This window comes from Allobosea robiniae (assembly GCF_900102525.1).
In the GTDB taxonomy this organism is placed as follows: domain Bacteria; phylum Pseudomonadota; class Alphaproteobacteria; order Rhizobiales; family Beijerinckiaceae; genus Allobosea; species Allobosea robiniae.
Map to the genome: position 1 here is coordinate 382,732 of NZ_FNBZ01000005.1, position 25,013 is coordinate 407,744.

Sequence of the window (25,013 nt, forward strand, 5' to 3'; positions counted from 1 at the left end):
CGGCATGCGCGAGCGCGAGATCAGTTACCGAGCTCGGCCTCGATCTCGGCGTCGAAGGCCTGCGCCAGCATCGCCCGACAGGCCTCGGCCTGCTGGCGCGCCGAATCCAGCGCAATATGAGGGAGAATCTCGGCTAGATCGCGCAAGGCGAAATCGACGGCCGACATCAGGCCGAGCACCGGCTCGGCGGCGGCGGCCGGTTGTTGCGGAAGGCGGAACGCGATGACCTGACCCATAGGCATACTCACGCTGAAAGCGAATCGGCCTTCAGTGTGCCGGGGCAGGTTTCAGAAAGTGGTTAACGGCGGAATTGCGGCGGCACAGCCGGCTTAACCATAGCCATGCAGGCTCGCGCCATGGCGCTTCAGCCAGGCCTCCGCCGCCTCGGTACCGGGGCAGAGCTTGTGGGTCAGCGCCCAGAAGCGATGCGAGTGGTTCATCTCCTTGAGATGCGCGACCTCATGGGCCGCGAGATAGTCGAGCACCGGGGCCGGTGCCAGGATCAATCGCCAGGAGAAGCTGAGATGGCCTTGCGAAGAGCAGGAGCCCCAGCGGCTCGTGGTGTCGCGGATGGTGATCTTGCGGGCGGGGATGCCGAGCGTCGCGGTGTGGCGGCGCACCGCCTTCTCGAGATCCTCGAGCGCGTGTTTTCTCAGGAAATCCTTGACCCGGCGCGCAACATGGGCGGCGTCCCCGGCGACCGCGATGACGGGCGCGCCGTCAGCATCGCGCGTCGCCTGCGTCAGCCCGCGCGCCTTCGACCAGTGAACGATGCGATGCGGCACGCCGCGGAAGGGAATGCTCTGGCCGGGCTCGAACGGCACCGGGCGCGGGCGCTTCGCCATGCGCGCGGCGATCCAGCCGCCATGGTTCTCGGCGAAAGTTCGGCCTGCCGCGAAATCGGCGCGCTCGGGCAGGGTCAGCGTAATCTCGCCGGTCGCCTGCGAGACGCGCAGCGTCATCCGCCGCGCAGCGGCGCGGCGCTTGACCAGAACGGCATAGCGCGTGCCGGCATGCACGACCTCGATCCGGTCGGGGTCCGGCTGGCGCCTGAACAGGGAGATGCGCATTATCTGCGATTGTGCGGGATTCGGAGCGGTTACGGAAGAGCGCCAGCAGCGGCTTGCACCGGGGAAGGCCACGCGCGAAGCTTCCCGACATGGCAACCCATGCGCCCCCGCCGATCGCACCCGTCGAGATCATTCATTCCGTCGACGTGATTCCCGCCGATGACCGGGGCAATCACGGGGAGAGCTACAACTATCTCGACTATCTCTTCGTGGGAGACGGCCTGACGGCGCGGGCAAGGAGCTATCTCGACACGATCGAGACGGTAGTCCTGCACGGCCCGGCGCGCGCGCCGAACGGGGTCGAGCGCGTTGTCGGCACGGCCTTCGAAGAGGGCGTGCTCGCTTATCTGAAGCTGCGCTATCGCCGGATCGAGCGGCTAAACCCCGCCATCCGGACGGGGCGCCCCTATGATATCGTCTGGCAGGAGGGCGACGGGGCGGCCTGAGCAGCCCTACGCCGTGCAGGTTTCAGCCGACGACCTTGAGCGCCTTGCGCTGCTCCTTGGCGCTGTCGTCGCGACGATCCTTGGCCGCTTCCATGTCGAGGCTGACCATGAAATCGGAGATGCGCGGCTGGATCTCGGCGCGGAAGCGCGAGCCGTTGAAGACGCCGTAATGGCCGACCTTCGGCTGGAGATAATGGACGCGCTTGTCGGCGGGAATGTTGACGCAGAGGTCGTGCGCCGCCTTGGTCTGGCCGACGCCCGAGATGTCGTCGTTCTCGCCCTCGACCGTCATCAGCGCGACGCGGCGGATGGCGGTGAGGTCGACCGGCTTGTCACGGTGCATCATCTCGCCCTTGGGCAGGGCATGCTGGACGAAGACGGTGTCGACGGTCTGGAGATAGAACTCGGCGGTCAGGTCCATCACCGCGAGATACTCGTCGTAGAAGTCGCGGTGCTTCTCGGCGGAATCGCCGTCGCCGCTGACGAGATGCTTGAACATGTCGTAATGGGCAGTGACGTGACGGTCGATATTCATCGCCATGAAGCCCGAGAGCTGCATGAAGCCGGGATAGACCTGCCGGAATGCGCCGAGGCTCGGGAAGGGCACGACGGTGATGCAGTTGCGGCGGAACCAGTCCGTGCCGCGCTCCATCGCGAGCTGGTTGACGGCAGTCGGCGAGCGGCGGGTGTCGATCGGGCCGCCCATCAGCGTCATCGAACGGGGCGCGCAGGGGTCCGATTCGGCCTCCATGCGGGCGACCGCGGCAATGACCGGCACGGACGGCTGGCAGATCGCCATGACATGGGTGTCCGGCCCCAGCATCTGAAGCATGCCGATGACGTAATCGATGTAATCGTCGAGGTCGAAGCGTCCCTCGGAAAGCGGCACGAGGCGGGCATCGACCCAATCGGTGATGTAGACCTCGTGGCCCGGCAGGAAGGCCTCGACCGTGCCACGCAGCAGCGTGGCGTAATGGCCGGACATCGGCGCAACCAGCAACACCTTCGGCTGCGGCTTGCGGCGGCTGCTTGGGATCTTGCGGTCGAAATAGACCAGCTTGCAGAAGGGGCGCTCCCAGACGACCCGCTCCTCGACGGCGACCTTGACGCCGTTCATCGTGGTCTCGTCGAGGCCGAAGGCGGGCTTGCCGTAGCGGCGCGTCATACGCTCGAACAATTCGCAGGACGCGGCGACCGTCCGGCCGAAGGGCGTGTAGGTGAGCGGGTTGGCCGGGTTCTTGAAGGCCAGATGCATCGCATCCGAAACCCCGCGCACCGGGCTCACCATCATGTGAACCGCTTCGTAGGCATGGTAGGCAAACGACATGGCGGCCCCGTACATACGATGAATGTCCTTCCGGCGGCGCAACATGCAATGATGCGACGCAGCATCGCACCTTACGTTGATTTTGTTCTCATTCAACCCGGCTAAAGGCTAAGATTTTCCTGCGATGTGGATGAAGCCGGGAAAAAGCCCACGGCAGGCGCCGCGCAGGAGACCAGCAGACCTTGAGCTTCCCGGACTTCTCCGCCCCGGCCCTGGCGCGCTCCAGCCGCCATCTGCGCCTCGATACGCTGGTCAGGCTGCGCTGGCTCGCCATCGCCGGGCAGAGCCTCGCCGTCACCGGCGTGCATTTCGGCCTCGGCTTTCCCCTGCCCTTCGGCTGGTGCTTCAGCGTCATCGCGGTTTCGGCCTGGCTCAATATCGCGCTGCGCATCCGCTTTCCGCTGAGCCATCGCCTCAACGACAGGGCCGCGACCGCCCTGCTCGGCTTCGACATCGCCCAGCTCGCGGCGCTGCTCTTCATGACCGGCGGCCTGCAGAACCCGTTCGCGATCCTGTTCCTGGCGCCGGTGATGATCTCGGCGACGGCCCTGCCGCCGCAACGCACGCTCGTCCTGGGGCTGCTGGCGATGGGCCTCGCGACCCTGCTCAGCCGCTATCACCTGCCATTGCCCTGGGCCGGGAACGACCGGCCGGTGCTGCCCGCCTTTTACCAGCTCGGCAACTGGGCTGCGCTCGTGCTCGGCCTCGGCTTCACCGGCATCTATGCCTGGCGCGTCGCCAAGGAGGCGCGCGACCTCTCCGACGCACTCGCCGCGACCGAACTCGTGCTGGCACGTGAGCAGCACCTGTCACAGCTCGACGGGCTCGCCGCCGCCGCGGCGCATGAGCTTGGCACGCCGCTCGGCACGATCGCGCTCGTCGCCCGCGAATTAACCCGCCTCGCCCCGCCCGAAGGAGAGATGGCCGAGGATATCGCCTTGCTGCGCGAACAGGTCGAGCGCTGCCGCGGCATCCTGGGCAAGCTCTCCAGCCTGCAGGACGAGGATGCCGGCCCGCTCGGCCAGCTCACCCTGCGCCTGCTGATCGAGGAGACCGCCGGGCCGCAGCGGCCCTTCGGCGTGCCTTTCGAGATCACCATGACCGGCGACAAGCCCGAGCCGGTCTGCCGGCGTAATCCCGGCATGATCTACGGCCTCGGCAATATCGTCGACAACGCCGTCGATTTCGCGCGTGCGACCGTGGCGATCACAGCGGAATGGAACCAGAGCCAGGTCGTGCTGGTGATCGCCGATGACGGCCCCGGTTTCCCACCGGATGTGCTGATGCGGGCCGGCGACCCTTATCTCTCGCGCGGAGCGGGTGAAGGCCGGGCCGGCGGGGGCCTCGGTCTCGGTCTCTTCATCGCCAAGACGCTGCTGGAGCGAGGTGGTGCTACGCTGGAATTCTCGAACCGGCCGGCTCCTGCGAGCGGCGCTTCGATCCGAATTACCTGGTCCCGCGACGATTTCGAGGCCGACCTGCCCAGCGATGGGGGTACCCAGGCGGGCGCATCGGCCTTAAATGAAGCTGACTGAGCCGGCCTCCCGGGGGAGAGCCGGAAAACCGAAACCCTAATGCGCGCCGCCGCAGCGCGCCGAGAAGCGGCAAGGAGAAGACGATGCAGGATGCAGCGAGCGAAACCGACAGGGCCGGGCCGGCCGACGACATGTCCCTTCTGCTGGTCGACGACGACAGGCCGTTCCTGACCCGCCTCGCCCGCGCCATGGAAGGCCGCGGCTATGCGGTCCGCATCGCCGACAGCGTCGCGGCGGGCATGGCTGCCGTGGAAGAAGCGGCACCGGCCTTCGCGGTGATCGACCTGCGCCTCGGCGACGGCAACGGCCTCGACGTGATCGCCCGCCTGAAGGAGCGCCGGCCCGATGCGCGCGGCGTGGTCCTGACCGGCTACGGCAATATCGCGACCGCCGTCAGCGCCGTGAAGCTCGGCGCCTTCGACTTCCTCGCCAAGCCGGCCGATGCCGACGAGATCCATGCAGCGCTCGCAGCCCAGCGCGATGCCCGCCCGCAACCGCCGGAAAACCCGATGTCGGCCGACCGGGTGCGCTGGGAGCATATCCAGCGCGTCTACGAACTCTGCAGCCGCAATGTCTCGGAGACGGCACGCCGGCTCGGCATGCATCGCCGCACCCTGCAGCGCATTCTCGCCAAACGCGCGCCGCGCTGATCCCGCAAAAACGCAAAAGCCCGCCGGACAAACCGTCCGGCGGGCTTTTGCTTAATCGTTCGCTTGTGGGGCTCAGGTCGCGCAGGCGGGCACGATGCGGGTCGCGCGGCGCTCGAGCGACACCGCGAACACGGCGAGACCCAGCGCCAGCAGCGGCACGACGGCAGCGACCGGCGCGATCGCGCCATAGCCCAGCCCCTGCGTGATCACCGCGCCACCAAGCCAGGCGCCGAAGGCGTTGCCGAGATTGAAGGCGGCGATGTTCAGGCTGGAGGCCAGCCCCTGCCCGGCGCCGCCCGCCTGCTGAAGCACCCACATCTGGAGCGGAGCAACCGTGGCGAAGGCGGCGGCACCCAGTACGAAGGCCGCGATGACGGCACCAATCTGGCTGTGGAATGCGAAGCCCGAGGCGAACATCGCGATGGTCAAGAGCGCGATTGAGCCGATCAGCGCCGGGGCAAGCCTGCGATCGGCCCAGCGCCCGCCGAGCAGGTTGCCGACGACGAGCCCGCCGCCGAAGACCAGCAGGATCGGCGACACGGCGGCCTCGCTGAAGCCGGCGAGCTGGACGAGGATCGGCTGGATGAAGGTGAAGACCGCGAAGATGCCGCCGAAGCCGAGCACGGTCATGACGAGGCCGAGCTGAACCTGCGGCCGCGCCAGCACCTTGAATTCCTCGGCGAGCGAGCCGGGCACGACGCGCTCCCGATCAGCCGGGACGAAGACGGCGAGGACGACCAGGGCGACGAGACCGATCGCGGTCACCGCCCAGAAGGTCGAGCGCCAGCCAAAGGCGAGGCCGAGCCAGGAGCCGAACGGCACGCCGAGCAGGGTCGCCAGCGTCAGGCCAGTGAACATGAGCGCGATGGCCGAGGCCTTGCGCTCCGGGGCGACGAGGCTGGTCGCGACGAGCGAGCCGACGCCGAAGAAAGTCCCGTGCGCCAGCGCGGTCACGATCCGCGCCGCCATCAGCCAGCCAAAGCTTGGGCTCAGCGCCGCGGCAAGATTGCCGAGGGTGAAGATCGCCATGAGCACGAGCAGCGTCGTCTTGCGCGGAAGCGTGCGGGTCGCGATCGTCAGCACGGGCGCGCCGACGAAGACGCCGAGCGCATAGCCGGTCATCAGCAGGCCGGCGAGCGGGACGCTGATGCCGAGATCGGCGGAGACCTGCAGGAGCAGGCCCATGATGACGAATTCGGTGACGCCGATGCCGAAGGCACCGACGGTGAGAGCATAAAGGGCAATAGGCATGGAATGCCTCCGGGGAGCTTGTTCGGGCCCGGAGATAGCGCGGCGAGGGCTTGTGAATTAGACTGCATGAAAGATCAGCAATTGTGAGTTGAATTCACGATGCCACGCAGCGAGGTCAACCGGTCCGGCGAGATGGAGGTCTTCGCCCGCGTCGTCGAACTCGGCGGCTTCTCGCCGGCGGCACGCGCGCTTCGGATGACGCCATCGGCAGTGAGCAAGCTCGTCGCGCGGCTGGAGGCGCGGCTCGGCGTCCGCCTGATCGTCCGCTCGACCCGCAAATTCATGCTGACCGAGGAGGGCACGACCTTCCATGAGCGGACCTTGCGCGTGCTCGCCGATCTCGACGAGGCCGAACGGGCGGTCGCGGCCTGCCAGATCCCGCGCGGACGTTTGCGCGTGAATGCGAATGTCGCCTTCGGCTGGCACTATCTGCTCCCGGTCGCGCCGCGCTTCATGGCGGTGCATCCCGGCATCCAGCTGGACATCTCGATCACCGACGCGGTGATCGATCTCGTCGACGAGCGCGCCGATGTCGCGATCCGGGTCGGCCCGCTCAAATCCTCCCAGCTCGTCGCACGCAAGCTCGGCGAGAGCGTCTCGGCGATCGTCGCCTCACCGGATTACCTGGCGGCGCATGAAGCGCCGGATCATCCCGACAAGCTTGCCGGCTGCGACCTCATCACCTTCAACTTCGCCCGGCATCGCGATACCTGGCCTTTCGTCATCGATGGCCAGCGTGTCTTCCTGCCGGCCCATGGCCGCGTCACGGTCGGCGACGGCGAAAGCGCGCGGCGCCTGGCACTGGCGGGACAGGGCCTGACCCGGCTCTCGCTCTTCCATATCGCCGACGACATCGCCGCCGGCCGGCTCGTCCCCGTGCTGGAGGCTTTCAATCCGGGCGATGTCGAGGACATCCACGCCGTCTATGTCGGTCATGGCGGCAAATTGCCCGCGAGGGTGCGTGCCTTCATCGATTTCCTCGTCGCGGAGATCGACCTGCGCCGGTTCGCTACGATGCCGAAAGCAGCAATCGCCGCAGCCCGCTAGATGATTTTATCAGACTGAACCCTCGGGGTCCTCGATCAAGGCCAGCCGGCTGGAGGCCAGCCGCGCCAGCGCGATGGTCAGCATCTTCCGCCGCGCCGCGCTCAAGGGATGGCGCGGCGGCTCGCGCAGCAATTCGCCGCCATAGGCATCGGCGACGATCAGGCCGACATCATCAGGGAGGATTTCGCGCGGGAACTCAGGCGCAACGGCGAAAAGGAAGCCGTCGCAATAATCGCGATAATCCGGCCATTTGCCGTCGACGCGGTAGTCGGCGATGCCCGACTTGACCTCGACGACCCAGAGCTCGCCAGAAGGCGACAGCGCGACGATGTCACCGCGCCGGCCATTGGCGAAGGTCATCTCCCTGACGATGGCATAGCCGCGCTCCCGCAGGTGCCGGCCAGCGCCGCGGCAGACCATGCGCGTGATATCGGGCCGCGCCGGCGGCGGGTTCAGGACGGAATCCGGAAGGGACATGCGTGCATGTTCCCTCTTTGTTTCCAGAAATGCAAGCTTCGACCAGCAGCCTAAGGCAGGTTCTCACGCAGGATGATCTCGATGCTGGGCGGCGCCGTTCCCTCCGAGGCCGGGCGGCCGGCACGCAGATTGGCGAAGATCGCGATGCAGCTCATCAGCGCGGCATGGGGATGCTGGGTGATGACCGCGTCCATCGTGCCGTCGAGCAGGAGCGCGCGCGTCTCGGGTGTCAGGCCATGGCCGACGAAGACGACATCCTGCTGCCGGCCCGCCTCCTTCAGGGCGCGCGCGATCCCCTCCGGTCCACCGCCGATATTGTAGATGCCGGCGAGATCCGGGTGCTGGGCCAACAGCGCCTTGGCCTGGCGATAGTTGCGGCCGTCGTCGTCGAGCCCCTCGCGCAGGCCGACGACCTCGATCTGTGGAAACAGCTCCTCGAAGAGATGCAGGAAGCCCATCTCGCGCTCCTCATGGGCGCGATAGCTCAGGCTGCCGGCGATGACCGCAACCTTGGCCGGCCGCCGGCCGATGAAGCGAGCCGCGAGATAGCCGGCCGTGCGCCCGGCCGAGCGATTGTCGAGCCCGACATAGGCGGCGCGGCGGGCATTCGCGATGTCGGAAATCAAGGTCACGGCCGGCACGCCGCGCTCGGCCAGGCTGTTGACCGCCTCGCGCACCGCCGGATGTTCCAGCGCCATGAAGGCGATGCCGTCGACATCGCGCCCGACCTGGCGGAGCTGCTGGGCCAGCAATTCCGGCTTGAAGCTCTCGATGAACTCGACGCGGGCGCGCATGTTGAAGGAAGCGAGCTGCTCCTGCGCCTCGGCGATATGGCGCCCGAGCATGGCGAGGAAGCGGTTGCTGCCGGCCGGCAGCAGGAAGGCGAGCCGCATTGGCGTGAAGGCCTGCGCCGGCAGGGTTGGATCGAGCACATAGCCCAGTTCGCTCGCGGCCTTCAGCACGCGCTGGACGGTGGCCGCGCGCACGCCGGGACGCTGGTTCAGCACCCGGTCGACCGTCGCGGTCGAGGCGCCGGACAGCGCCGCGACATCGGCGATGCGGGCCATCCGGCGGCGCTGCAGGCTTTCGCCACTACCGTTTTTCTCTGCCGTACCCGTCATAGAATCACATCAAAAAACATCAGTATTTGAGTTTGACCACCATCATTCCAGCTTCCTAATCTGAGGGCAAGAAGACCGCAATCAATCAAATCGCATCAGCGATACCGGGAGGACCATCATGACGAACTTCACGCGCCGCACGGTGCTGCGTACGCTCGCCGCCGCCCCCGCAGCCTCGCTCATCGCCATGCCGCATATCGCGCGGGCGGCCGAGATCGAGCTGAAATACGGCAACAACCTGCCGCTCAGCCATCCGCTCAACATCCGCGCCCAGGAAGCGGCCGAGCGTGTCGCCAAGGAGACGAACGGCCGGGTCGAGATCAAGATCTTCCCGAACAATCAGCTCGGCGGCGATACCGACATGCTGAGCCAGGTCCGCAACGGCGGCATCACCTTCTTCACGCCGTCGGCGCTCGTCATCGCGACCCTGGTGCCGGTCGCGGCGATCAATGCCGTCGGCTTCGCCTTCGCCGATTACGACCAGGTCTGGAAGGCGATGGACGGCAAGCTCGGCGCCCATGTCCGCGAGGCCATCTCGAAGGTGAACCTCTATGCCTTCGAGAAGATGTGGGACAACGGCTTCCGCCAGATGACCACCTCGGGCAAGGCGATCGAGACCGCCAAGGAGATGGCCGGCCTCAAGATCCGCGTGCCGGTGAGCCCGCTCTCGATCTCGATGTTCAAGGCGCTCGATGCCGCGCCGGCTAGCCTGCAGTTCTCGGAGGTCTACACGGCGCTCCAGACCAAGGTGGTCGATGCGCAGGAGAACCCGCTGCCGATCATCCAGGTCGCCAAGCTCTTCGAGGTGCAGAAGAGCTGCGCGATCTCGAACCATATTTGGGACGGGTTCTGGTTCATCGCCAACGGGCGTGCCTGGCGCGGCCTGCCGGCCGATATCCAGAAGATCGTCGCCGGCGCGATCAACGATGCCGGCGTCGCCCAGCGCGGCGACATCAAGAAACTCAACGAGACCGTGCAGGCGGATCTGCAGTCGAAGGGCCTTGCCTTCAACAAGACGGACCCGGATTCCTTCCGCGCCAAGCTGCGTGAGGCCGGCTTCTACAAGGAGTGGCAGGAGCGCTTCGGCAAGGACGCCTGGAGCCTGCTCGAAGACGCCGTCGGCAAGCTGGCCTGAGACGTGCGGGCGGGCCTATAAGGCCCCCAAAGCACAAGACAGGAAACGCCCCGATGGATGCCCATAGCGCGACCCTTCCCGCTGCCGCCATGCCCGCAAACGGGCTCGGCCGCTTCGCCGGCCATCTCGACCGCGGCCTCGGCGGCCTGGTCGAGACGGTGGCGGCCGTGCTCGTGGTCGTCGAGATCATCATTCTCGGCGCCGGCGTCGTGGCGCGCTATGTCTTCCATGCCCCGCTGGTCTGGTCGGACGAGCTCGCCTCGATCCTGTTCCTCTGGCTCTCGATGCTCGGCGCGGTCGTCGCGCTCCGGCGCGGCGAGCATATGCGCATGACCGGGCTGGTCTCCCGCGTCTCACCGCAGACGCGGGCGCTGCTGGAAGCGGTCGCGATCACCGCCTCGATCGCCTTCCTGCTGCTGATCATGCCGCATGCGGTCGAATATGCCGAGGAAGAGAACTTCATCGTCACGCCCGCGCTGGAGATCAGCAATGCCTGGCGCGCGGCGGCGATCCCGATCGGCGTCGGTTTGATGCTGATCGCGGCCGGCTGCCGGCTGCTGCGCTTCGCCTCGCTGAAGCCCGCGCTGATCGCGATCGGAATCACCGCTCTGTTCGTGCTGCTGTTCTGGCTCGCCGGCCCCACGCTGAAACCGCTCGGCAAGCTCAACCTGATCGTCTTCTTCGTCGGCGTCGTCGCGCTCAACGTCTTCTCCGGCGTGCCGATCGCCTTCTCCTTCGCGCTCGCCACCTTCGGCTACCTCGCCTGCACCACCTCGACGCCGATGCTGGTCATGGTCGGCCGGCTCGACGAGGGCATGAGCCATCTGATCCTGCTCGCCGTGCCGCTCTTCATCTTCCTGGGCGCGTTGATCGAGATGACCGGCATGGCCCGCGCCATGATCCAGTTCCTGGCGAGCCTGCTCGGCCATGTCCGCGGCGGCCTGTCCTATGTGCTGGTCGGCGCGATGTATCTGGTTTCCGGCATTTCCGGCTCGAAGATCGCCGACATGGCCGCGATCGCACCGGTGCTCTTCCCGGAGATGCAGAAGCGCGGCGCCAAGCCCGGCGATCTCGTCGCCCTGCTCTCGGCGACCGGCGCGCAGACCGAGACGATCCCGCCCTCGATCGTGCTGATCACCATCGGCTCCGTCACCGGCGTCTCGATCGCAGCCCTGTTCACCGGCGGCATGCTGCCGGCCGTGGTGCTGGGCGCGGCGCTCTGCTTCGTGGTCTGGTGGCGCTGCCGGGGCGAAGACCTCAGCAACGTCAAGCGCTATCCCAAGCGCGAGATCGCCAAGCTCGCTTTGATCGCAGCGCCCGCCATCGCCCTGCCCTTCGTCATCCGCGCCGCGGTGGTGGAAGGTGTCGCGACCGCGACCGAGGTCTCCACCATCGGCATCGCTTACGCGATCCTCGCCGGCATCCTGCTCTACCGCCAGTTCGACTGGCGCCGCCTGCCCAAGATGCTGATCGAGACGGCCTCGCTGACCGGTGCGATCATCTTCATCATCGGCTGCGCCACCGCCATGGCCTGGGGGCTGACGCAATCGGGCTTCTCGCGCGACCTCGCCCAGGCGATGGCGGCGGTGCCGGGCGGAAGCTGGGGCTTCCTCGGCATCTCGATCGTCGCCTTCACCATCCTTGGCAGCGTGCTCGAGGGCATCCCGGCGATCGTGCTGTTCGGGCCGCTGGTGTTCCCGATCGCCAAGCAGGTCGGGATACACGAGGTCCACTACTCGATGGTCGTGATCTTCGCGATGGGCATCGGGCTCTTCGCCCCGCCCTTCGGCGTCGGCTATTACGGCGCCTGCGCGATCAGCAAGATCAATCCCGACGAAGGCCTGAAATACATCTGGGGCTACATCCTCGCCCTGATCCTCGGCCTGCTCGTCGTCGCTGCCGTGCCGTGGATCTCCATCGGCTTCCTCCGGTCCTGATAATCAGAAAGCAACGCCCATGAGCCGCTTCTTTGGCCAGATCCGTCAGGCTGGCTACGTCGTCCCGGATATCGAGGCGGCGATGGACTACTGGAGCCGCGTGCTGGGCGTCGGACCGTTCTTCTACAATCCGAAGGTCCCGATCAGGAACTACCGCTACAAGGGCGAGACCTACGAGCCGCACAACTCCGTGGCGCTGGCCAATTCCGGCCCGCTCCAGATCGAGCTGATCCAGTGCCGCAACGCCGTGCCGTCGATGTACAAGGACTTCACCGATGCGGGGCTGACCGGCCTGCAGCATGTCGCCTACTGGACCTCGGACTACGATGCCGACCTGGAGCGGCTCGTCGCGGAAGGCTTCAAGCCGGTGATGTCCGGCGAGGTCGGCGAGCGCGGGCGCTTCGTTTATTTCGACACGCATTACCACCCGGGCACGGTGATCGAACTCTCGGAGGTCGCCGGCCCCAAGGGCGAGATGTTCCGCCTGATCCGCGAGGCGTCCGAGACCTGGGACGGCAAGGATCCGGTCAGGCCCTTCCCGGACCTGAGCAAGCTCGCTGCTGCGGCAGCCTGATATCCCTTCGCATACCGACCCCATGACCAGCGAACGCTTCGAAGCGACCTATCTCATCGAAACTCCGCTCGACCCGGCCAAGGTCGCGGAGGTGATGGCGGGTGAGCAATCCTGCGGCACCTTCGCGCGCGTCGCCGGCGAGACCGACGAGTTGCGCAAGCGGGCGCGGGCCGTCGTAACGCGGATCGAGGAGCTGGAGCCCGCCACGGAGCCCAGCCTGCCTAATGCGTGGCTTGCGCGGAAGGGCGTCGGCGGGCCATGGCGGCGCGCGCGCATCACGATCTCCTTCCCGGTCGACAATGTCGGCGCCAATCTCGCGACGCTGGCCGCCGTGGTTGCGGGCAATCTCTACGATCTCGGCGAGGTCACCGGCCTCAGGCTCGAAAGCATCGCCCTGCCCTGGTCATACCGCCAGCGCTTCCCGCTGCCGGCACAGGGCATCGCCGGCACGCGGCGCCTGACCGGGGCGGCGAAAGGACCGCTCGTCGGCTCGATCATCAAGCCGAATGTGGGTCTCAGCGCCGCACAGACGGCCGAACTCGTCGCGAGCCTCTGCGAGGCCGGGCTCGACTTCATCAAGGATGACGAGATCTCGGCCGATCCGGTGCATGCGCCGCTGGCCGAGCGCATCCCGGCGGTGATGGCGGCGGTTCGCCGGCATCAGGACCGGACCGGCAAGCACGTCATGGTCGCCTTCAACATCACCGACGAGACCGACGCGATGCGCCGCCATGCCGATCTCGTCACGCGCGAGGGCGGTTCCTGCGTGATGGCGAGCCTGAACTGGTGCGGCTTCTCCGCGATCGAGAGCTTACGCCGCTCGACTGATCTCGCTCTGCACGGCCATCGCAACGGCTATGGCGCCTTCTCGCGCCATCCGCTGCTCGGCATCGGCTTCCAGGCCTATCAGGTGCTGTGGCGGCTGGCCGGTGTCGACCATATGCATGTCCATGGCCTGCAGGGGAAATTCGCGCAGGAGGACGAGGAGGTCGTGACCTCCGCTGGGGATTGCGTCACGCCGCTGACCGATGGCGCCGACGACCGGGTGATGCCGGCCTTCTCCTCCGGGCAATGGGCCGGTACGGCTCAGGCGACCTGGGATGCGATCGGCCATGACGACCTGCTGTTCATGGCCGGCGGCGGCATTCTGGCTCATCCCGGCGGCCCGAAGGCCGGCGTCGCCAGTATCCGGCAGGCCTGGGCTGCCGTCGCCGAAGGCACGCCAATCGTGGAGGCGGCGCGAACGCACCCTGAATTGCAGCAGGCGCTCGACACTTTCGGCGGCAAGGCGGGCTAGCGCGCCGTGACGACGAAGCGCATCCCTCTCTACGGCTGGTACGGCGACGATTTTACCGGCTCGACCGATACGCTGGCGACGCTGGCGGAGCGTGGCTTTCGCGCCCTGCTGTTCCTGCGCCAACCGAGTGAAGCCCAGTTGGCGGCAGCCGGCCCGCTCGACGCGATCGGCATTGCAGGCGCTAGCCGGGCCATGGCACCGGACGCGATCACCGCGGAACTGACGGAGATCGGGCGCTTCTTCGCCGGGCAGGGCGTCGGGCTGATGCATTACAAATGCTGCTCGACCTTCGACAGCGCGCCTAATGTCGGCAGCATCGGCGCGGCGGTCGCAGCGCTGAAGCCGTTCTTCCCGAACCCGCTCGTGCCGATCCTTGGCGGCCAGCCCAATCTCGGGCGCTTCTGCCTGTTCGGAAACCTGTTCGCGGCCGGCGGCGACGGCACGGTCCACCGCATCGACCGGCACCCGACGATGAGCCGTCATCCGGTCACGCCGATGGCGGAAGCAGATCTGCGCCGGCATCTTGCCGCGCAGGGGTTCGAAGGTATCGGACTCGTCGATTATCGCGCCTATGGCGAGGGCTCGGCAGCACCGGCGACGCCGCCAGACGGAAGCCCGGCCGTCCTGTTCGATGTGGCAACCGAGGCCGATCTCACGGCGATCGGTGGATGGCTCGCGACGTCACTGAGGAATGGGCCGATGCTTGCGGTGGGGGCAAGTTCGGTCGCCCGCGCCTTCGCGGCCGGGCATGGCAAAGCGGTCATTTCCGCATCGGCGTCAGATGCGAAATATTGCGGGGCAGGACCGGTCCTCGCCCTAGTCGGCAGCCTGTCGCCGGTCACACGCGCGCAGGTCGAAGCGGCGCAAGGCTACGCGATGCTGCCCGTCGATGCCGGCCGGTTGTTGGCGGATGCAAACTATGGAACGGAGCTGCGCGCCGCAGCCTTGTCCAAGCTGGCTCAAGGCGACGTCATGCTGGTGACCAAACGGCCTGAGGGCGCTCCGACGGCAGCAGGCGCAGTTGCGGAAGCGACCGGGGCATTGCTCGCCGCAATCATCACCGAGGCTCGCCTCGGCCGGCTCGTCGTCGCGGGTGGCGATACCTCGACTATGGCGATCCGGTCCCTGCCGCTCTGGGGACTCTCCTACCTCCGGCCCTGCGTGCCCGGCGCGCCGCTCTGCCGCGCCCATTCCGACGATGCGCGTCTCGACGGGCTCGAGATCGTGCTGAAGGGCGGGCAGATGGGGCCGCCCGGCTTCTTCAATAACGAGGCACGCGCCTAGCCCGGCAGGCAGCCATCCGTGCCGGCGCCACAGACCAGCGCGCAGACCTTCTCGCCACCGGACAAGGCGACCCGCCCTGATTGCAGCGCCGCCAGCGCCGCCGCGCCCGACAGGTCGGCGGCGATGCCGAATTCGAACCAGAGCGATTTCGCCGCCGTCTCCATCTCGGCGTCGGTGATCAGAACGATCTCGTCGACATTCCGGGCCGTCGCCTCATAGATCGCCTGATCGGTCTGGCGGCAGGACATGGTGGCGACGCGCGTCTCCAGCTTGCCGAGCGCGACGAGGCGCCCGGCGGCGAAGCAGGCGTGGAGCGTCGGCGAGCCCACCGGCTCGATGCCGATGATCCGGGTCTGCGGGCGCAAGGCCTTCACCGCCGTCGAGAGGCCGGTGATCAATCCACCGCCGCCGATGGCGACGAGGATGATGTCGACATCGGGCATGTCGTCGAGGATGTCGAGGCCGAGCGTGCCCTGCCCGGCCACGACGACCGGATCACTGAAGGGATGGGCATAGGTCGCGCCGGTTTCGCGGGAGCGAGCCAGCGCGGCGGCATTGGCATCGTCCCAGATCGCGCCGACGATATGGACGTCGGCGCCCCAGTCGCGCAGCTTGGCTATCTTGTCCGGAGCGGCATTGGACGGCAGGAAGATCGTCGCGTTGACGCCGAGCACATGGGCCGAGCGGGCGATGGCGAGACCGTGATTGCCGCCGGACGCCGTGACGACGCCGCGCGCCAGCTCGTCCTTCGACAGGGTCAGAAGGCGGTTCATCGCACCGCGCGCCTTGAAGGAGCCGGCCGCCTGCAGCAATTCGAGCTTGAGCGTGACGTCGCCGCCGAAATCGCCGCCGCGCGTCTTCGCGTAGGGCAGCGTCGGGGTTTTTCGGATGTAGGGCGCGATGCGCTGGCGGGCGGCGCGGATATCGTCGAGCGCGATCATCAGAGGGTCCCGCGATAAGGCGCCGCCACGATCAGGCAGCAATTGCCCGGCTTCACGCGGCCCGGCTGGCGCCGACCGTAGAGGATGCCGTCGGCGGCGTAATGCAGCGTCTCGGGTTGGCGCGTTGGGTCCCAGGTGCAGTGGATGCGTCCGGCCGGCTCGCCGGCGCTGACCTTGGTGCCGTTGGCATGGAAGGGCTCGAAGATGCCGTCCGCCGTCGCATAGACGTAAGCGGAGATGCCGGGCAGCTCGAGGATCTGCCCCTCGCTGCGCCTGGGCTCGGGTTTTTCACGGACGACGACGCCGAGATGGTCGAGCACATTGGCGACACCGCGCCGGCAGACCGCAAGCGCGTCCAGCGAGACCGTGCCGGCCCCGGCCATCTCCGTGCCGACCGTGACGAGCCCGGCCCGGCAGGCGGCCGCCGTCGCGGTGCGCGGTTCGCCGAGATTGCTGATCACCACGGTCATCGGCGCGTCGAAGGCCTGCACCGCCGCGATATTGCGTTTGTGCAGGGCGGGATCGTCGGTCGGCTCGACGATGGCGCTCGGAATGATGTCGAGCGAGGAGCCGCCCGAGTGCAGGTCGAGGAAGGCGTCACCGATCGGCAGGATATGGTCGGTGACGAAGGCCGAGATCTGCTGGGTGATGGTGCCGCGCGGATCGCCCGGGAAGGTGCGATTGAAGTTCAGTCCGTCGACCGGCGAGGTGCGCTGGCCGGCCATCACGGCGTGGACGTTGTTCGCCGGCATCAGGATGAGGCGGCCCTGGACGCGGCCGGGATCGAGATCGCGGATCAGGTCGCAGATCGTGATCGGCCCCTCATATTCGTCGCCATGGTTGCCGCCTTCCAGGATCACGGTCGGGCCGGTGCCGTTCTTGATCACGGCGATCGGCACGCGGGTCGCGCCCCAGGCATCGTCATGCGGCGAATGCGGGATCATCAGGAAGCCGGTCTGCTTGCCCTCGCGGTCGAGATCGACGGTGAGGAAGGCGCTGGATGGGCGCGGGGTCGGCTTGGGGCGGAGGTTGGTCATGGCGGGCTCGATCGGACAGTACTTGGCATGACTTGGGGGGCCTCCCCGAGACGGGGAGGATCGATGCAGGCCGTCATGCTCGGGCTTGACCCGAGCATCTCAGGCAGAAGGAGGCTCCGACCAGCGCCTTCTGGTCGGGAGATTCTCGGGTCAAGCCCGAGAATGACGCGGGTGGTTCACGTCACAGCGTCGGCAGCGGATCCATCGGCATGTCCAGATACTTCCGGTGCAGCCGATCGAGCTCGCCGTTCATCGAATTGAAGAAGATGAAGCCGTCGAGCCAGCGCACGAGATTATGCTGGTCCATCTGCACGCCCATATGGGCCGGGCTGCGGCGGATGACGAACTTGCGCTCGAATTCCTTGTTCGGGTTCTGCTTGGCGAGCGCCTGCGCCACGATCGAGTTGGTGGCGAGGAGATCGGCCTGGCCGGTGATGTACGCGGCGGCGGCCGTCGCGTCGTCCTCGGTGCGCATCAGGCTGGCCTTCGGCGCCGCGGCCGAGATGGCGAGCTCCTGCGTCGTGCCCTTGGCGGCGGCGACGCGGGCGGAGCCGATCGTCTCCGGGCTCGACACCGTCGAGCTTTTCGCGCCGTAGACCGCGAGGAAGGTGTTGGCATAGGGCGCCGTGAACTGGATTTGCTTGGCGCGCTCGGGCGTCAGGCCCATCACCGAGATGACGATGTCGACCTTGTCGGTCATCAGGAAGGGAATGCGGTTGGCGCCGGTAATCTGCTGCATCTCCAGCTTCACGCCCAACCCCTTGGCGACCATCTCGGCCATTTCGATATCGAAACCGATGGCCTTGCGGTTGGCATCCTGCGAGCCGAAGGGCGGCGCATCGAGCGGCACGCCGATGCGGACGACGCCCTTGGACAGGATGTCCTGGAGCTTGTCGGCCTTGGCCTCGGCGGCGCCGAAGGCGGCGATGGCCAGGGCGGCTAAACCTGCGAACAGTGAACGCATCGTCTTCTCTCCCCTCGTTGATGTTGTTGGCGTTCCGCCTCAGTGCAGGACCGCGCTGAGGAAGGTCTGGAGTTCCGGCGTCTTCGGCTCGGCCAGCACGGCGGCCGCCGGCCCCTGCTCGTGGATGCGCCCTTCATGCATGAAGACGACGCGCGAGCCGAAGCGGCGGGCAAAGCCCATCTCATGGGTCACGAGGATCATGGTCATGCCCTCGTTCGCGACGGATTCGAGGACCTTCAGCACCTCGCCGGTCAGCTCAGGGTCGAGCGCGGATGTGACCTCGTCGAACAGCATCAGCTTCGGCCGCATGGCGAGCGAGCGGGCGATGGCGACGCGCTGCTGCTGGCCACCGGAGAGCTGCGAGGGGTAGGCGTCGAGCTTGTCCTCGAGGCCGACGCGGGCGAGCACCTCGCGCGCGACCTCGCGGGCAGCCTGCGGCGCCTGTTTCTTCACGACGCGTGGGGCGAGCGTGATGTTGTCGCAGACCGAGAGATGCGGGAACAGGTTGAAGCTCTGGAAGACGATGCCGACCTCCTGCCGCAATTTGCGCAGGTTGGTCGCGGGATCGTTGACCTGCGTGCCGTCGACGCGGATCACGCCGGCCTGGATCGGCTCCAGCCCGTTGATGCAACGGAGCATCGTGCTCTTGCCCGAGCCGGAGCGGCCGATCACGGCGATGATCTCGCCCTTGGCGACGTCGAGCGTGACGTCCTTCAGCACCTGGACCGAGCCGTAGCTCTTGTTGATCCCATGGATTTCAACGAGCGACATCGAGCTTCCGCTCGATCGAGCGGCTCCATTGCGAGAGGGGGAAGCACATCGCGAAATAGATCGCGGCGACGGTGATGTAGACGGCGAAGGGCTTGTAGGTGCCGGCCGCCGTGAGCTGGCCCTCGCGCGTCAGCTCGACGAAGCCGATCACCGCGGCGAGCGAAGTGTTCTTGATGAGCTGGACGAGGAAGCCGACCGTCGGCGGGATCGCGACCCGGATCGATTGCGGCACGATGACATGGCGCAATTGCTCCCACAGCGAGAGGCCAAGCGAGGCGCCTGCCTCCCACTGGGTCTTCGCGATGGAGACGAGCGCACCGCGCCAGATCTCGCCGAGGAAGGCGCTGCCATAGACCGAGAAGGCTGTCGCAGCCGCGAGCCACGGATTGACGGAGATGCCGGTGAGCGGCAGGCCGAAGAAGATCACGAACAACCAGACCAGCAGCGGCGTGCCCTGGACGATGTGGATATAGGCGGCGGCGAGCCAGCGCAGCGGCGCGAAGGGCAGGATGCGGGCGATGGCGATGACGATGCCGATCAGCGAGGCGCCGATGAAGGCGGTCGCGGTCAGTGCCAGCGTCCAGCGCGCCGCCGCGATCAGATACATCACATCGATGAGGCCGAATTCGCGGATCATCGCCTGACGAACGCCCAGTAATAGAGGCCTGCGAACAGGCCACGGAAGGCGAAGGCGAGCCCGAGATAGAGCACGCCGATGACGGTGTAGACCTCGAAATCGCGGAAGGTGCGCGACTGCACGATCGAGGCCGCGTGGAACAGGTCCTCGACCGAGATCTGCGAGACGACGCTGGTCGCCAGCATCAGCAATACGAACTGGCTGGCGAGCGCCGGGAACATCGCCTTCAGCGCGGGGAACATCACGACATAGCGGAAGACCTGCAGGCCGGAGAGCCCGAGCGAATGGCCGGCCTCGACCTGCGCCTTCGGCACGGCCTCCAGCCCGGCGCGGACGATCTCGGTGGTGTAGGCGCCGAGATTGATCACCAGCGCGATGATCGCGGCGGTGAGCCCGTCGAGCCTGACGCCGAAGCTCGGCAGGCCGAAGAAGATCAGGAAGAGCTGCACCAGCAGCGGGGTGTTGCGGATGACCTCGACATAGGTGCCGACGATCCGGCGAAGCCAGGCGGGGCCGTAGACGCGGGCGGCGGCGCAGGCGATGCCGATGACGAGGCCGCCGACCATCGCCAGCGCAGAGAGCAGCAGCGTGATCCAGACGCCGTCGAGGATCGATTCCCAGGTGGCGAAGACATCGCGGAACTGCAGGCCGTATTTCATCGCCGGCCGCCTCGCGGCAGCGGCGCGATGCCCCCAGAACCTGCGATATGATGCGACGATCGTACCATCCGCCTCCCCTTTGACGACGAGGCTAGGTTCGTTTCTTATTTGATGTCAAGCTTCATATATGAAACAGAGAGACATGAGCGACCTGCCGGATACCGAGAACGGAGACAAAAGCAGCTACGCGGCGCCGGCGCTGGAAAAGGGGCTCGACATCCTCGAACTCCTTGCCGAGGTCGGCGAGCCGCTCTCGACGCGCGAGATCGCCGAGCGACTCGCCCGCTCGAAGAGCGAGATCTTCCGCATGGTCTTCGTGCTGCAGCAGCGCGGCTATCTCGCCCGCGAGGCGGGAACCGACCGGCTCGAGCTGTCGCGCCGACTGTTCGATCTGGGCATCCGCACGCCGGCCGGGCGCCAGCTCACCTCGATCGTGCTGCCGGTGATGGAGCGCTTCAGCGAGGCGAGCGGGCAGGTCGCGCATCTCGTCGTGCTGAGCCGGGCCCAGACCGTGGTGCTGGCGACGACCTCGGGACATCTCGATGCCAGCGTCATCGTCAGGCCAGGCTATGGCCGCCCGGCGCTCGATGCGAATTCCGGGCTGCTGATCCTCGCCTTCCAAAGCAAAAGCCGCCGCGACGCGTTGATGCGGGAAGCATCGGAGGCCGACAAGCGGCGCCTCGAAGCTGCCGAGACCGAGCGCATATTCGCGGATATCCGCGCCCTCGGGCACCGCGTCGCCGCCAGCCGTGACATCATGGCGGTGACCGACATCGCCTGCCCGGTCATCGGCCCCGGCGGCCATGCCGAGGCGGCGATCCTGGTGCCCTGCCTGCAGCGCCACGGCATCGCGACCGACGAGGAGGCGATCCTGAAAGCGCTCAAGGCGAGTTGTGCCGAGGCCGGCTCGCAGCTGTCGCTTTAGCGGGGGCGCCGGCTGAAGCGTCAGGGGCGCTCTGAACCTTCCGACGATGGCTCTTCCCAATCCTGGGCCGCTCCGGCGAGATGCGCGACGAGAAGCTGTACGGCGCCCGGCCGGTCGCCCTTGTCGAGCGCGGCGAGAATGGCGAGGTGGTCCCGGCAGGATTGCAGGATCTGTTCCGGCTCCAGTTCCCAGAAATCGGCGAATTGATGCATGCGCCGCAGCGCATTCTGGCGCCGGACCGCCTGCAAGAAGAAGCGATTGCGCGACCATGAGGCCAGGGTTTCGTGGAAGGTCGAGTTGACCTCGAACCAGAGCTGCGGCGTGACCTCCCCGACCGGGCGGCGCATCAGCGCCTCATGCGCCGTGCGGAGTCGGGCGAGCTCGGCAGCATCGACGCGGTAGCCGGGCTGGCTCAGCGCCGCCGTCTCGATGGCGATGCGGAAGGCATAGGATTCGAGAATGGCCTCCGGCGTGTCGAGGCTCTCGGTGAAGCGCCAGCCATGGCCGCGCTGGCGCTGGACCAGCCCTTCCGAGGACAGCCGCATCAGGGCCTTGCGCAGATCGCCCTTGGCCGCGCCGAAATGCGCCAGCATCGCGTTCTCGGTGACTTCGGTCGGGAGATCGCCGCGCGCCCGCCCGGTCAAAATCCTCTGGTAGAGTTCGCCGCCACCGGCCGGGGCCGGCATATGCGCAGCGATCGCCACGTCGTCGACCGACTGCAGCAGGCTGAAGCCCTGGCTCTGCTCGCGCGCCAGCAGCCCCATCTCGACCAGCGTCAGGAGCGCGCTCCGCACTGGCGTACGCGAGACGCCGAACCGCGCCGCCAGAGGCTTCACGCCGACAGGCGCGCCCGCCGGCCAGCCCTCGTCGCGGGCCAACCGCAGGATGTCGCCGATGATCTCGCCGTGCAGGCTGTTGGCCATTCCCTGGTTTCGCCTCTTCCGGAGCGATTTGACAATCCGCGAAATGATGCGCCACTGTGCATCTTGGTCAATCAAAAAACACGATAGTGTCTCATGATCGAACCGTTTCCCTTCGTCTCCGTGTCAGGCTCGCCCTATGAGCGCGGCCGCAGCTATGGCGCGGCGGTGCCGGATCGCATCGTCGGCAGCGCCCGGTTCTATGCCGGCCAACTGGACGGGCTCGGCTCCAGCACGACGCTGCGCCGCAAGCTAATCGACGAGGCTAGGCAGGGAATCGCAGCTTTCGACGAGGCCTATCTGGAGGAGATGCGCGGCATCGCCGACGGCTCCGGCGTGCCGCTCGATGCGATCATCATGATCAACGCCCGCACCGAGATCGTCGCCAAGGCAAGGCTTCTCGCCAACCGTGCCGACGAGGAGGAAGAGGAAGACGAGGCCGATAATGACGGCTGCACCGGGGCGATCATCCTGCCCGAGCGCAGCGCCACCGGCGGCATCATCCAGGGCCAGAACTGGGACTGGCAGCCGGAATGCGCGAAGACCGCGATCGTGCTCAGGGTGCAGCGAAAGAACGGGCCGGACCTGCTGACCTTCGTCGAGGCTGGCGGGCTGGGCCGGCACGGCATGAACGAGGCCGGCATCTGCGTCACCGGCAATTACCTGCGCAGTGACCGCGACTATTGCCAGGAAGGCGTGCCGCTGGCGCTGGTCCGCCGCAAGGCGCTGGAGCAGGAGCATCTGGCGCTGGCGATCAAGGTGGTCGCGACCACGCCGAAGGCCTGCTCGACCAATATGATGCTCAGCCAGGACAAGGGCTTCGGCATCGACCTCGAATGCGCGCCGGACGAGGCCTTCCCGATCCTGCCCGAGGACGGGCTGATCGTGCATGCCAATCACTGGGCCAGCCCGACGGCGCTGGCGAAGCTGCGCGAGACCGGCATCGCCAGCGCGCCCGACAGCCCCTATCGCGACTGGCGCGTCCGCAATCTCCTGAACGAGCCGCGCCGGCCGCTCGGGCGCGAGGACCTGAAGGCTGCGCTGTTCGACGATTTCCTCTCGCCCTTCTCGGTCTGCCGCCCGCCACGCCCCGGCCAGCGCGGCGATATCACCGCCAGCGTGGCGATGATCCTGCTGGAGCCCGCCAAGGGCGTGATGGAGGTGGCGCCGCTGCCGGCGCTTAACCGGCATTTCACCTGCTACGGCCTGACCGGCGAGCCCTTCGCGACCGAAAAGGCCGCCTGACCGACATCGATCGCGCCGCTCGTCGCGGCATCTTGAGGGAGCCGATGCCATGAGACGCCCACTCGCCCTTGCCATCCTGCTCGCCGCCTGCGCGAGCCCGGCCGCGGCCCAGTCGATCACCGTCGCGGTCGCCGCCGACATCCGCAGCAACAATCCCGGCGTGAACCGCGACGACAGCACCGACGATTTCGCACTGCAGCTCGTCGAGGGGCTCGTCGGCTACAACGAGGGCGGCAATGCCACGCCGCTGCTGGCACAGAAGGTCGATCTCTCGGCCGACGGCAAGACCTATACCTTCACGCTGCGCGAGGGCGTGAAATTCCACAACGGCGCGACGCTGACCTCGGCCGACGTGCTGTGGAGCTGGAACCGTTATATGGACCCGAAGACCCAGTGGCGCTGCACCTCGGAATTCGACGGGCGCAGTGGTCTCAAGGTCGAATCCGTCTCGGCGCCCGATGCCAGGACCTTCGTCATGACCATCGACAAGCCGAACGCGCTGTTCCTCGACACGATGGCCCGAACCGACTGCGCGATGACCGCGATCCTGCACAAGGATTCGGTCAAGGCCGACGGAAGCTGGGACAAGCCGATCGGCACCGGCCCCTACAAGTTCGGCGAGTGGAAGCGCGGCGAGTATTTCACCATGACCGCCTTCGACGGCTACCAGTCGCCGGGGCAAGGCAAGATCGACGGCTATGTCGGCTCGAAGCGCCCGCTGCTCAAGGAGGTCAAGTTCCTCGTCGTCAAGGACGCGGCGACCGTGAAGGCCGGCCTCATCTCCGGCGCGCTGCAGATGAGCGAGACGCTGCCGAGCGATGTCGAGGAACTCAAGAAGGTGCCGAGCCTCAAGGTCATGGTCGCGCCCAACGCGGTCCGCCACATCTTCCTGATCCAGACCAAAGACACTGTCATGGGCAACAAGAACCTGCGCCAGGCGATCGCGGCGGCGCTGGACTATCCCGAGCTGGTCGCGGCGGCCTCCAACAATCTGGGCACGCCGAACAACTCGCCGATCTACTCGACCTCCGGCTATTTCGGCGAGGTCGAGAAACAGGGCCATAAATACGACCCGGCCCGGGCCAAGCAGTTGCTGCAGGAGGCCGGCTACAAGGGCGAGAAGATCACCATCCTCGCCAACAAGCGCCCGACGGTTCCGAGCTTCCCGGCGGCGGTGGTCTGGCAGCAGATGCTGCAGGCGGTCGGGATCAATGCCGAGATCGAGGTCCTGGACTGGGCGACGCAGCTCGACCGGTTCAACAAAGGCAACTACCAGATGCAGTCCTTCTCGTTCTCGGCCCGCTTCGACCCGGCCATCGCCTTCGAACAATTCTCCGGCCCGAAGGACAAGCAGCCGCGCAAGGTCTGGGACAATCCCGACGCCCAGGCGCTGATCGACAAGTCGATGCTGATCTCGGACAAGGCCGAGCGGCAGAAGATCTTCGACGAGCTGCACCGCCGCGTCATCGACGAGGTGCCGCTGATCTTCCTCTATAACGGCCTCGATGCCGTCGCGATGAGCAAGGCCATCTCCGGCTTCCAGCCCTGGCAGTCCAAGCTGCGGATGTGGGAAGTGACGCTGGCGCAGTGAGCCGCCGCCCGTCGACCAGCCCGGCGTCGAAGCCGCGAGCACCGAATGCGAATGCACCTCATTAGCAATAATGAGGTGCGCTGCATCAATGCTGCATCTGCAATCCCTCTGCTCGCGCTGCAGCTTGACATGGCCTTCGCGGCCAACCGAACATGACGGCCACATTGTCGGA

The 25,013-nt window shown here is 66.9% G+C and carries 25 protein-coding genes; 12 read left to right on the top strand and 13 right to left on the bottom strand.

Annotation, left to right across the window (positions count from 1 at the left end):
- Nucleotides 1–20: 20 nt before the first annotated feature.
- Together BLQ70_RS16230 and BLQ70_RS16235 are read right to left on the bottom strand one after the other, a co-directional pair.
- Nucleotides 21–236, bottom strand: a complete 216-nt coding sequence (locus BLQ70_RS16230; RefSeq protein WP_061968902.1) for a hypothetical protein — start codon at nucleotides 234–236, stop codon at nucleotides 21–23.
- A gap of 93 nt (nucleotides 237–329) precedes the next feature.
- The gene (locus BLQ70_RS16235; RefSeq protein WP_091858569.1) at nucleotides 330–1,070 is read right to left on the bottom strand and encodes a M48 family metallopeptidase; all 741 of its coding nucleotides are present in this window, start codon (nucleotides 1,068–1,070) and stop codon (nucleotides 330–332) included.
- An 89-nt stretch (nucleotides 1,071–1,159) separates the two neighbouring features.
- Here BLQ70_RS16235 and BLQ70_RS16240 point away from each other — a divergent pair, with 89 nt between their 5' ends.
- Nucleotides 1,160–1,516, top strand: coding sequence for a hypothetical protein (locus BLQ70_RS16240; RefSeq protein WP_091858572.1), 357 nt, complete (start codon nucleotides 1,160–1,162; stop codon nucleotides 1,514–1,516).
- Nucleotides 1,517–1,538: 22 nt separating this feature from the next.
- Here BLQ70_RS16240 and BLQ70_RS16245 read toward each other — a convergent pair whose 3' ends face one another.
- A complete protein-coding gene (locus tag BLQ70_RS16245) occupies nucleotides 1,539–2,843 on the bottom strand; it encodes a polyhydroxyalkanoate depolymerase (protein ID WP_091858870.1) in 1,305 nt (434 codons plus the stop codon).
- 182 nt (nucleotides 2,844–3,025) lie between these two features.
- On the opposite strand from BLQ70_RS16245, the gene BLQ70_RS16250 reads away from it, so the two are divergent.
- Nucleotides 3,026–4,378 carry an ActS/PrrB/RegB family redox-sensitive histidine kinase gene (locus BLQ70_RS16250; RefSeq protein WP_244512041.1) on the top strand — a complete coding sequence of 451 codons (1,353 nt, stop codon included), beginning with the start codon at nucleotides 3,026–3,028 and terminating at the stop codon, nucleotides 4,376–4,378.
- 83 nt (nucleotides 4,379–4,461) lie between these two features.
- The gene (locus BLQ70_RS16255) at nucleotides 4,462–5,028 is read left to right on the top strand and encodes an ActR/PrrA/RegA family redox response regulator transcription factor (RefSeq protein ID WP_061968911.1); all 567 of its coding nucleotides are present in this window, start codon (nucleotides 4,462–4,464) and stop codon (nucleotides 5,026–5,028) included.
- 72 nt (nucleotides 5,029–5,100) lie between these two features.
- Here BLQ70_RS16255 and BLQ70_RS16260 read toward each other — a convergent pair whose 3' ends face one another.
- Nucleotides 5,101–6,279, bottom strand: a complete 1,179-nt coding sequence (locus tag BLQ70_RS16260) for an MFS transporter (protein WP_091858575.1) — start codon at nucleotides 6,277–6,279, stop codon at nucleotides 5,101–5,103.
- Nucleotides 6,280–6,378: 99 nt separating this feature from the next.
- Between BLQ70_RS16260 and BLQ70_RS16265 the strand changes: the two genes are divergently transcribed.
- Nucleotides 6,379–7,326, top strand: coding sequence for a LysR family transcriptional regulator (locus BLQ70_RS16265; RefSeq protein WP_091858578.1), 948 nt, complete (start codon nucleotides 6,379–6,381; stop codon nucleotides 7,324–7,326).
- Between the two features lie 9 nt (nucleotides 7,327–7,335).
- Here BLQ70_RS16265 and BLQ70_RS16270 read toward each other — a convergent pair whose 3' ends face one another.
- Nucleotides 7,336–7,803, bottom strand: coding sequence for an MmcB family DNA repair protein (locus BLQ70_RS16270; protein WP_091858580.1), 468 nt, complete (start codon nucleotides 7,801–7,803; stop codon nucleotides 7,336–7,338).
- A 50-nt stretch (nucleotides 7,804–7,853) separates the two neighbouring features.
- Nucleotides 7,854–8,924: a LacI family DNA-binding transcriptional regulator gene (locus BLQ70_RS16275; protein WP_091858583.1), complete on the bottom strand. Its 1,071-nt coding sequence runs from the start codon at nucleotides 8,922–8,924 to the stop codon at nucleotides 7,854–7,856.
- A gap of 118 nt (nucleotides 8,925–9,042) precedes the next feature.
- Here BLQ70_RS16275 and BLQ70_RS16280 point away from each other — a divergent pair, with 118 nt between their 5' ends.
- The 5 genes from BLQ70_RS16280 to BLQ70_RS16300 all read left to right on the top strand — a co-directional run bounded on the left by BLQ70_RS16280 (nucleotide 9,043) and on the right by BLQ70_RS16300 (nucleotide 15,151).
- A complete protein-coding gene (locus BLQ70_RS16280; RefSeq protein ID WP_091858586.1) occupies nucleotides 9,043–10,059 on the top strand; it encodes a TRAP transporter substrate-binding protein in 1,017 nt (338 codons plus the stop codon).
- An 89-nt stretch (nucleotides 10,060–10,148) separates the two neighbouring features.
- Nucleotides 10,149–11,996: a TRAP transporter large permease gene (locus tag BLQ70_RS16285; protein ID WP_244512047.1), complete on the top strand. Its 1,848-nt coding sequence runs from the start codon at nucleotides 10,149–10,151 to the stop codon at nucleotides 11,994–11,996.
- Nucleotides 11,997–12,015: 19 nt separating this feature from the next.
- Nucleotides 12,016–12,570: a VOC family protein gene (locus BLQ70_RS16290; protein ID WP_091858592.1), complete on the top strand. Its 555-nt coding sequence runs from the start codon at nucleotides 12,016–12,018 to the stop codon at nucleotides 12,568–12,570.
- A gap of 22 nt (nucleotides 12,571–12,592) precedes the next feature.
- Nucleotides 12,593–13,867: a ribulose-bisphosphate carboxylase large subunit family protein gene (locus BLQ70_RS16295; RefSeq protein ID WP_091858594.1), complete on the top strand. Its 1,275-nt coding sequence runs from the start codon at nucleotides 12,593–12,595 to the stop codon at nucleotides 13,865–13,867.
- A 6-nt stretch (nucleotides 13,868–13,873) separates the two neighbouring features.
- Nucleotides 13,874–15,151 (top strand): four-carbon acid sugar kinase family protein, encoded by a 1,278-nt coding sequence (locus BLQ70_RS16300; protein ID WP_091858597.1) that lies wholly within the window; start codon nucleotides 13,874–13,876, stop codon nucleotides 15,149–15,151.
- Here the strand turns inward: BLQ70_RS16300 and BLQ70_RS16305 are convergent.
- From BLQ70_RS16305 to BLQ70_RS16330, 6 genes are all read right to left on the bottom strand, one after another.
- Entirely contained in the window at nucleotides 15,148–16,092 is a 945-nt protein-coding gene (locus tag BLQ70_RS16305; protein WP_091858600.1) for a threonine ammonia-lyase, read from the bottom strand. The genes BLQ70_RS16300 and BLQ70_RS16305 overlap by 4 nt on opposite strands.
- Nucleotides 16,092–17,129 carry a succinylglutamate desuccinylase/aspartoacylase family protein gene (locus tag BLQ70_RS16310; RefSeq protein ID WP_091858603.1) on the bottom strand — a complete coding sequence of 346 codons (1,038 nt, stop codon included), beginning with the start codon at nucleotides 17,127–17,129 and terminating at the stop codon, nucleotides 16,092–16,094. The genes BLQ70_RS16305 and BLQ70_RS16310 overlap by 1 nt, the downstream gene beginning before the upstream one ends.
- Before the next feature lie 181 nt (nucleotides 17,130–17,310).
- Nucleotides 17,311–18,093 (bottom strand): transporter substrate-binding domain-containing protein, encoded by a 783-nt coding sequence (locus tag BLQ70_RS16315; protein ID WP_061968939.1) that lies wholly within the window; start codon nucleotides 18,091–18,093, stop codon nucleotides 17,311–17,313.
- Between the two features lie 39 nt (nucleotides 18,094–18,132).
- A complete protein-coding gene (locus BLQ70_RS16320) occupies nucleotides 18,133–18,864 on the bottom strand; it encodes an amino acid ABC transporter ATP-binding protein (protein ID WP_061968940.1) in 732 nt (243 codons plus the stop codon).
- Nucleotides 18,851–19,501 carry an amino acid ABC transporter permease gene (locus tag BLQ70_RS16325; RefSeq protein WP_210184308.1) on the bottom strand — a complete coding sequence of 217 codons (651 nt, stop codon included), beginning with the start codon at nucleotides 19,499–19,501 and terminating at the stop codon, nucleotides 18,851–18,853. The genes BLQ70_RS16320 and BLQ70_RS16325 overlap by 14 nt, the downstream gene beginning before the upstream one ends.
- Complete coding sequence (locus BLQ70_RS16330) at nucleotides 19,498–20,160, bottom strand: amino acid ABC transporter permease (protein ID WP_091858607.1); 663 nt, start codon at nucleotides 20,158–20,160, stop codon at nucleotides 19,498–19,500. The genes BLQ70_RS16325 and BLQ70_RS16330 overlap by 4 nt, the downstream gene beginning before the upstream one ends.
- 142 nt (nucleotides 20,161–20,302) lie before the next feature.
- Between BLQ70_RS16330 and BLQ70_RS16335 the strand changes: the two genes are divergently transcribed.
- The gene (locus BLQ70_RS16335; RefSeq protein WP_061968946.1) at nucleotides 20,303–21,085 is read left to right on the top strand and encodes an IclR family transcriptional regulator; all 783 of its coding nucleotides are present in this window, start codon (nucleotides 20,303–20,305) and stop codon (nucleotides 21,083–21,085) included.
- Between the two features lie 20 nt (nucleotides 21,086–21,105).
- Here BLQ70_RS16335 and BLQ70_RS16340 read toward each other — a convergent pair whose 3' ends face one another.
- On the bottom strand, nucleotides 21,106–22,008 hold the full coding sequence (locus BLQ70_RS16340; protein WP_091858610.1) for a GntR family transcriptional regulator: 903 nt from the start codon (nucleotides 22,006–22,008) through the stop codon (nucleotides 21,106–21,108).
- A gap of 93 nt (nucleotides 22,009–22,101) precedes the next feature.
- Here BLQ70_RS16340 and BLQ70_RS16345 point away from each other — a divergent pair, with 93 nt between their 5' ends.
- Both BLQ70_RS16345 and BLQ70_RS16350 read left to right on the top strand, forming a co-directional pair.
- Nucleotides 22,102–23,250: a C45 family autoproteolytic acyltransferase/hydrolase gene (locus BLQ70_RS16345; RefSeq protein WP_091858612.1), complete on the top strand. Its 1,149-nt coding sequence runs from the start codon at nucleotides 22,102–22,104 to the stop codon at nucleotides 23,248–23,250.
- Between the two features lie 49 nt (nucleotides 23,251–23,299).
- Complete coding sequence (locus BLQ70_RS16350) at nucleotides 23,300–24,841, top strand: ABC transporter substrate-binding protein (RefSeq protein ID WP_091858615.1); 1,542 nt, start codon at nucleotides 23,300–23,302, stop codon at nucleotides 24,839–24,841.
- Nucleotides 24,842–25,013 lie beyond the last annotated feature (172 nt).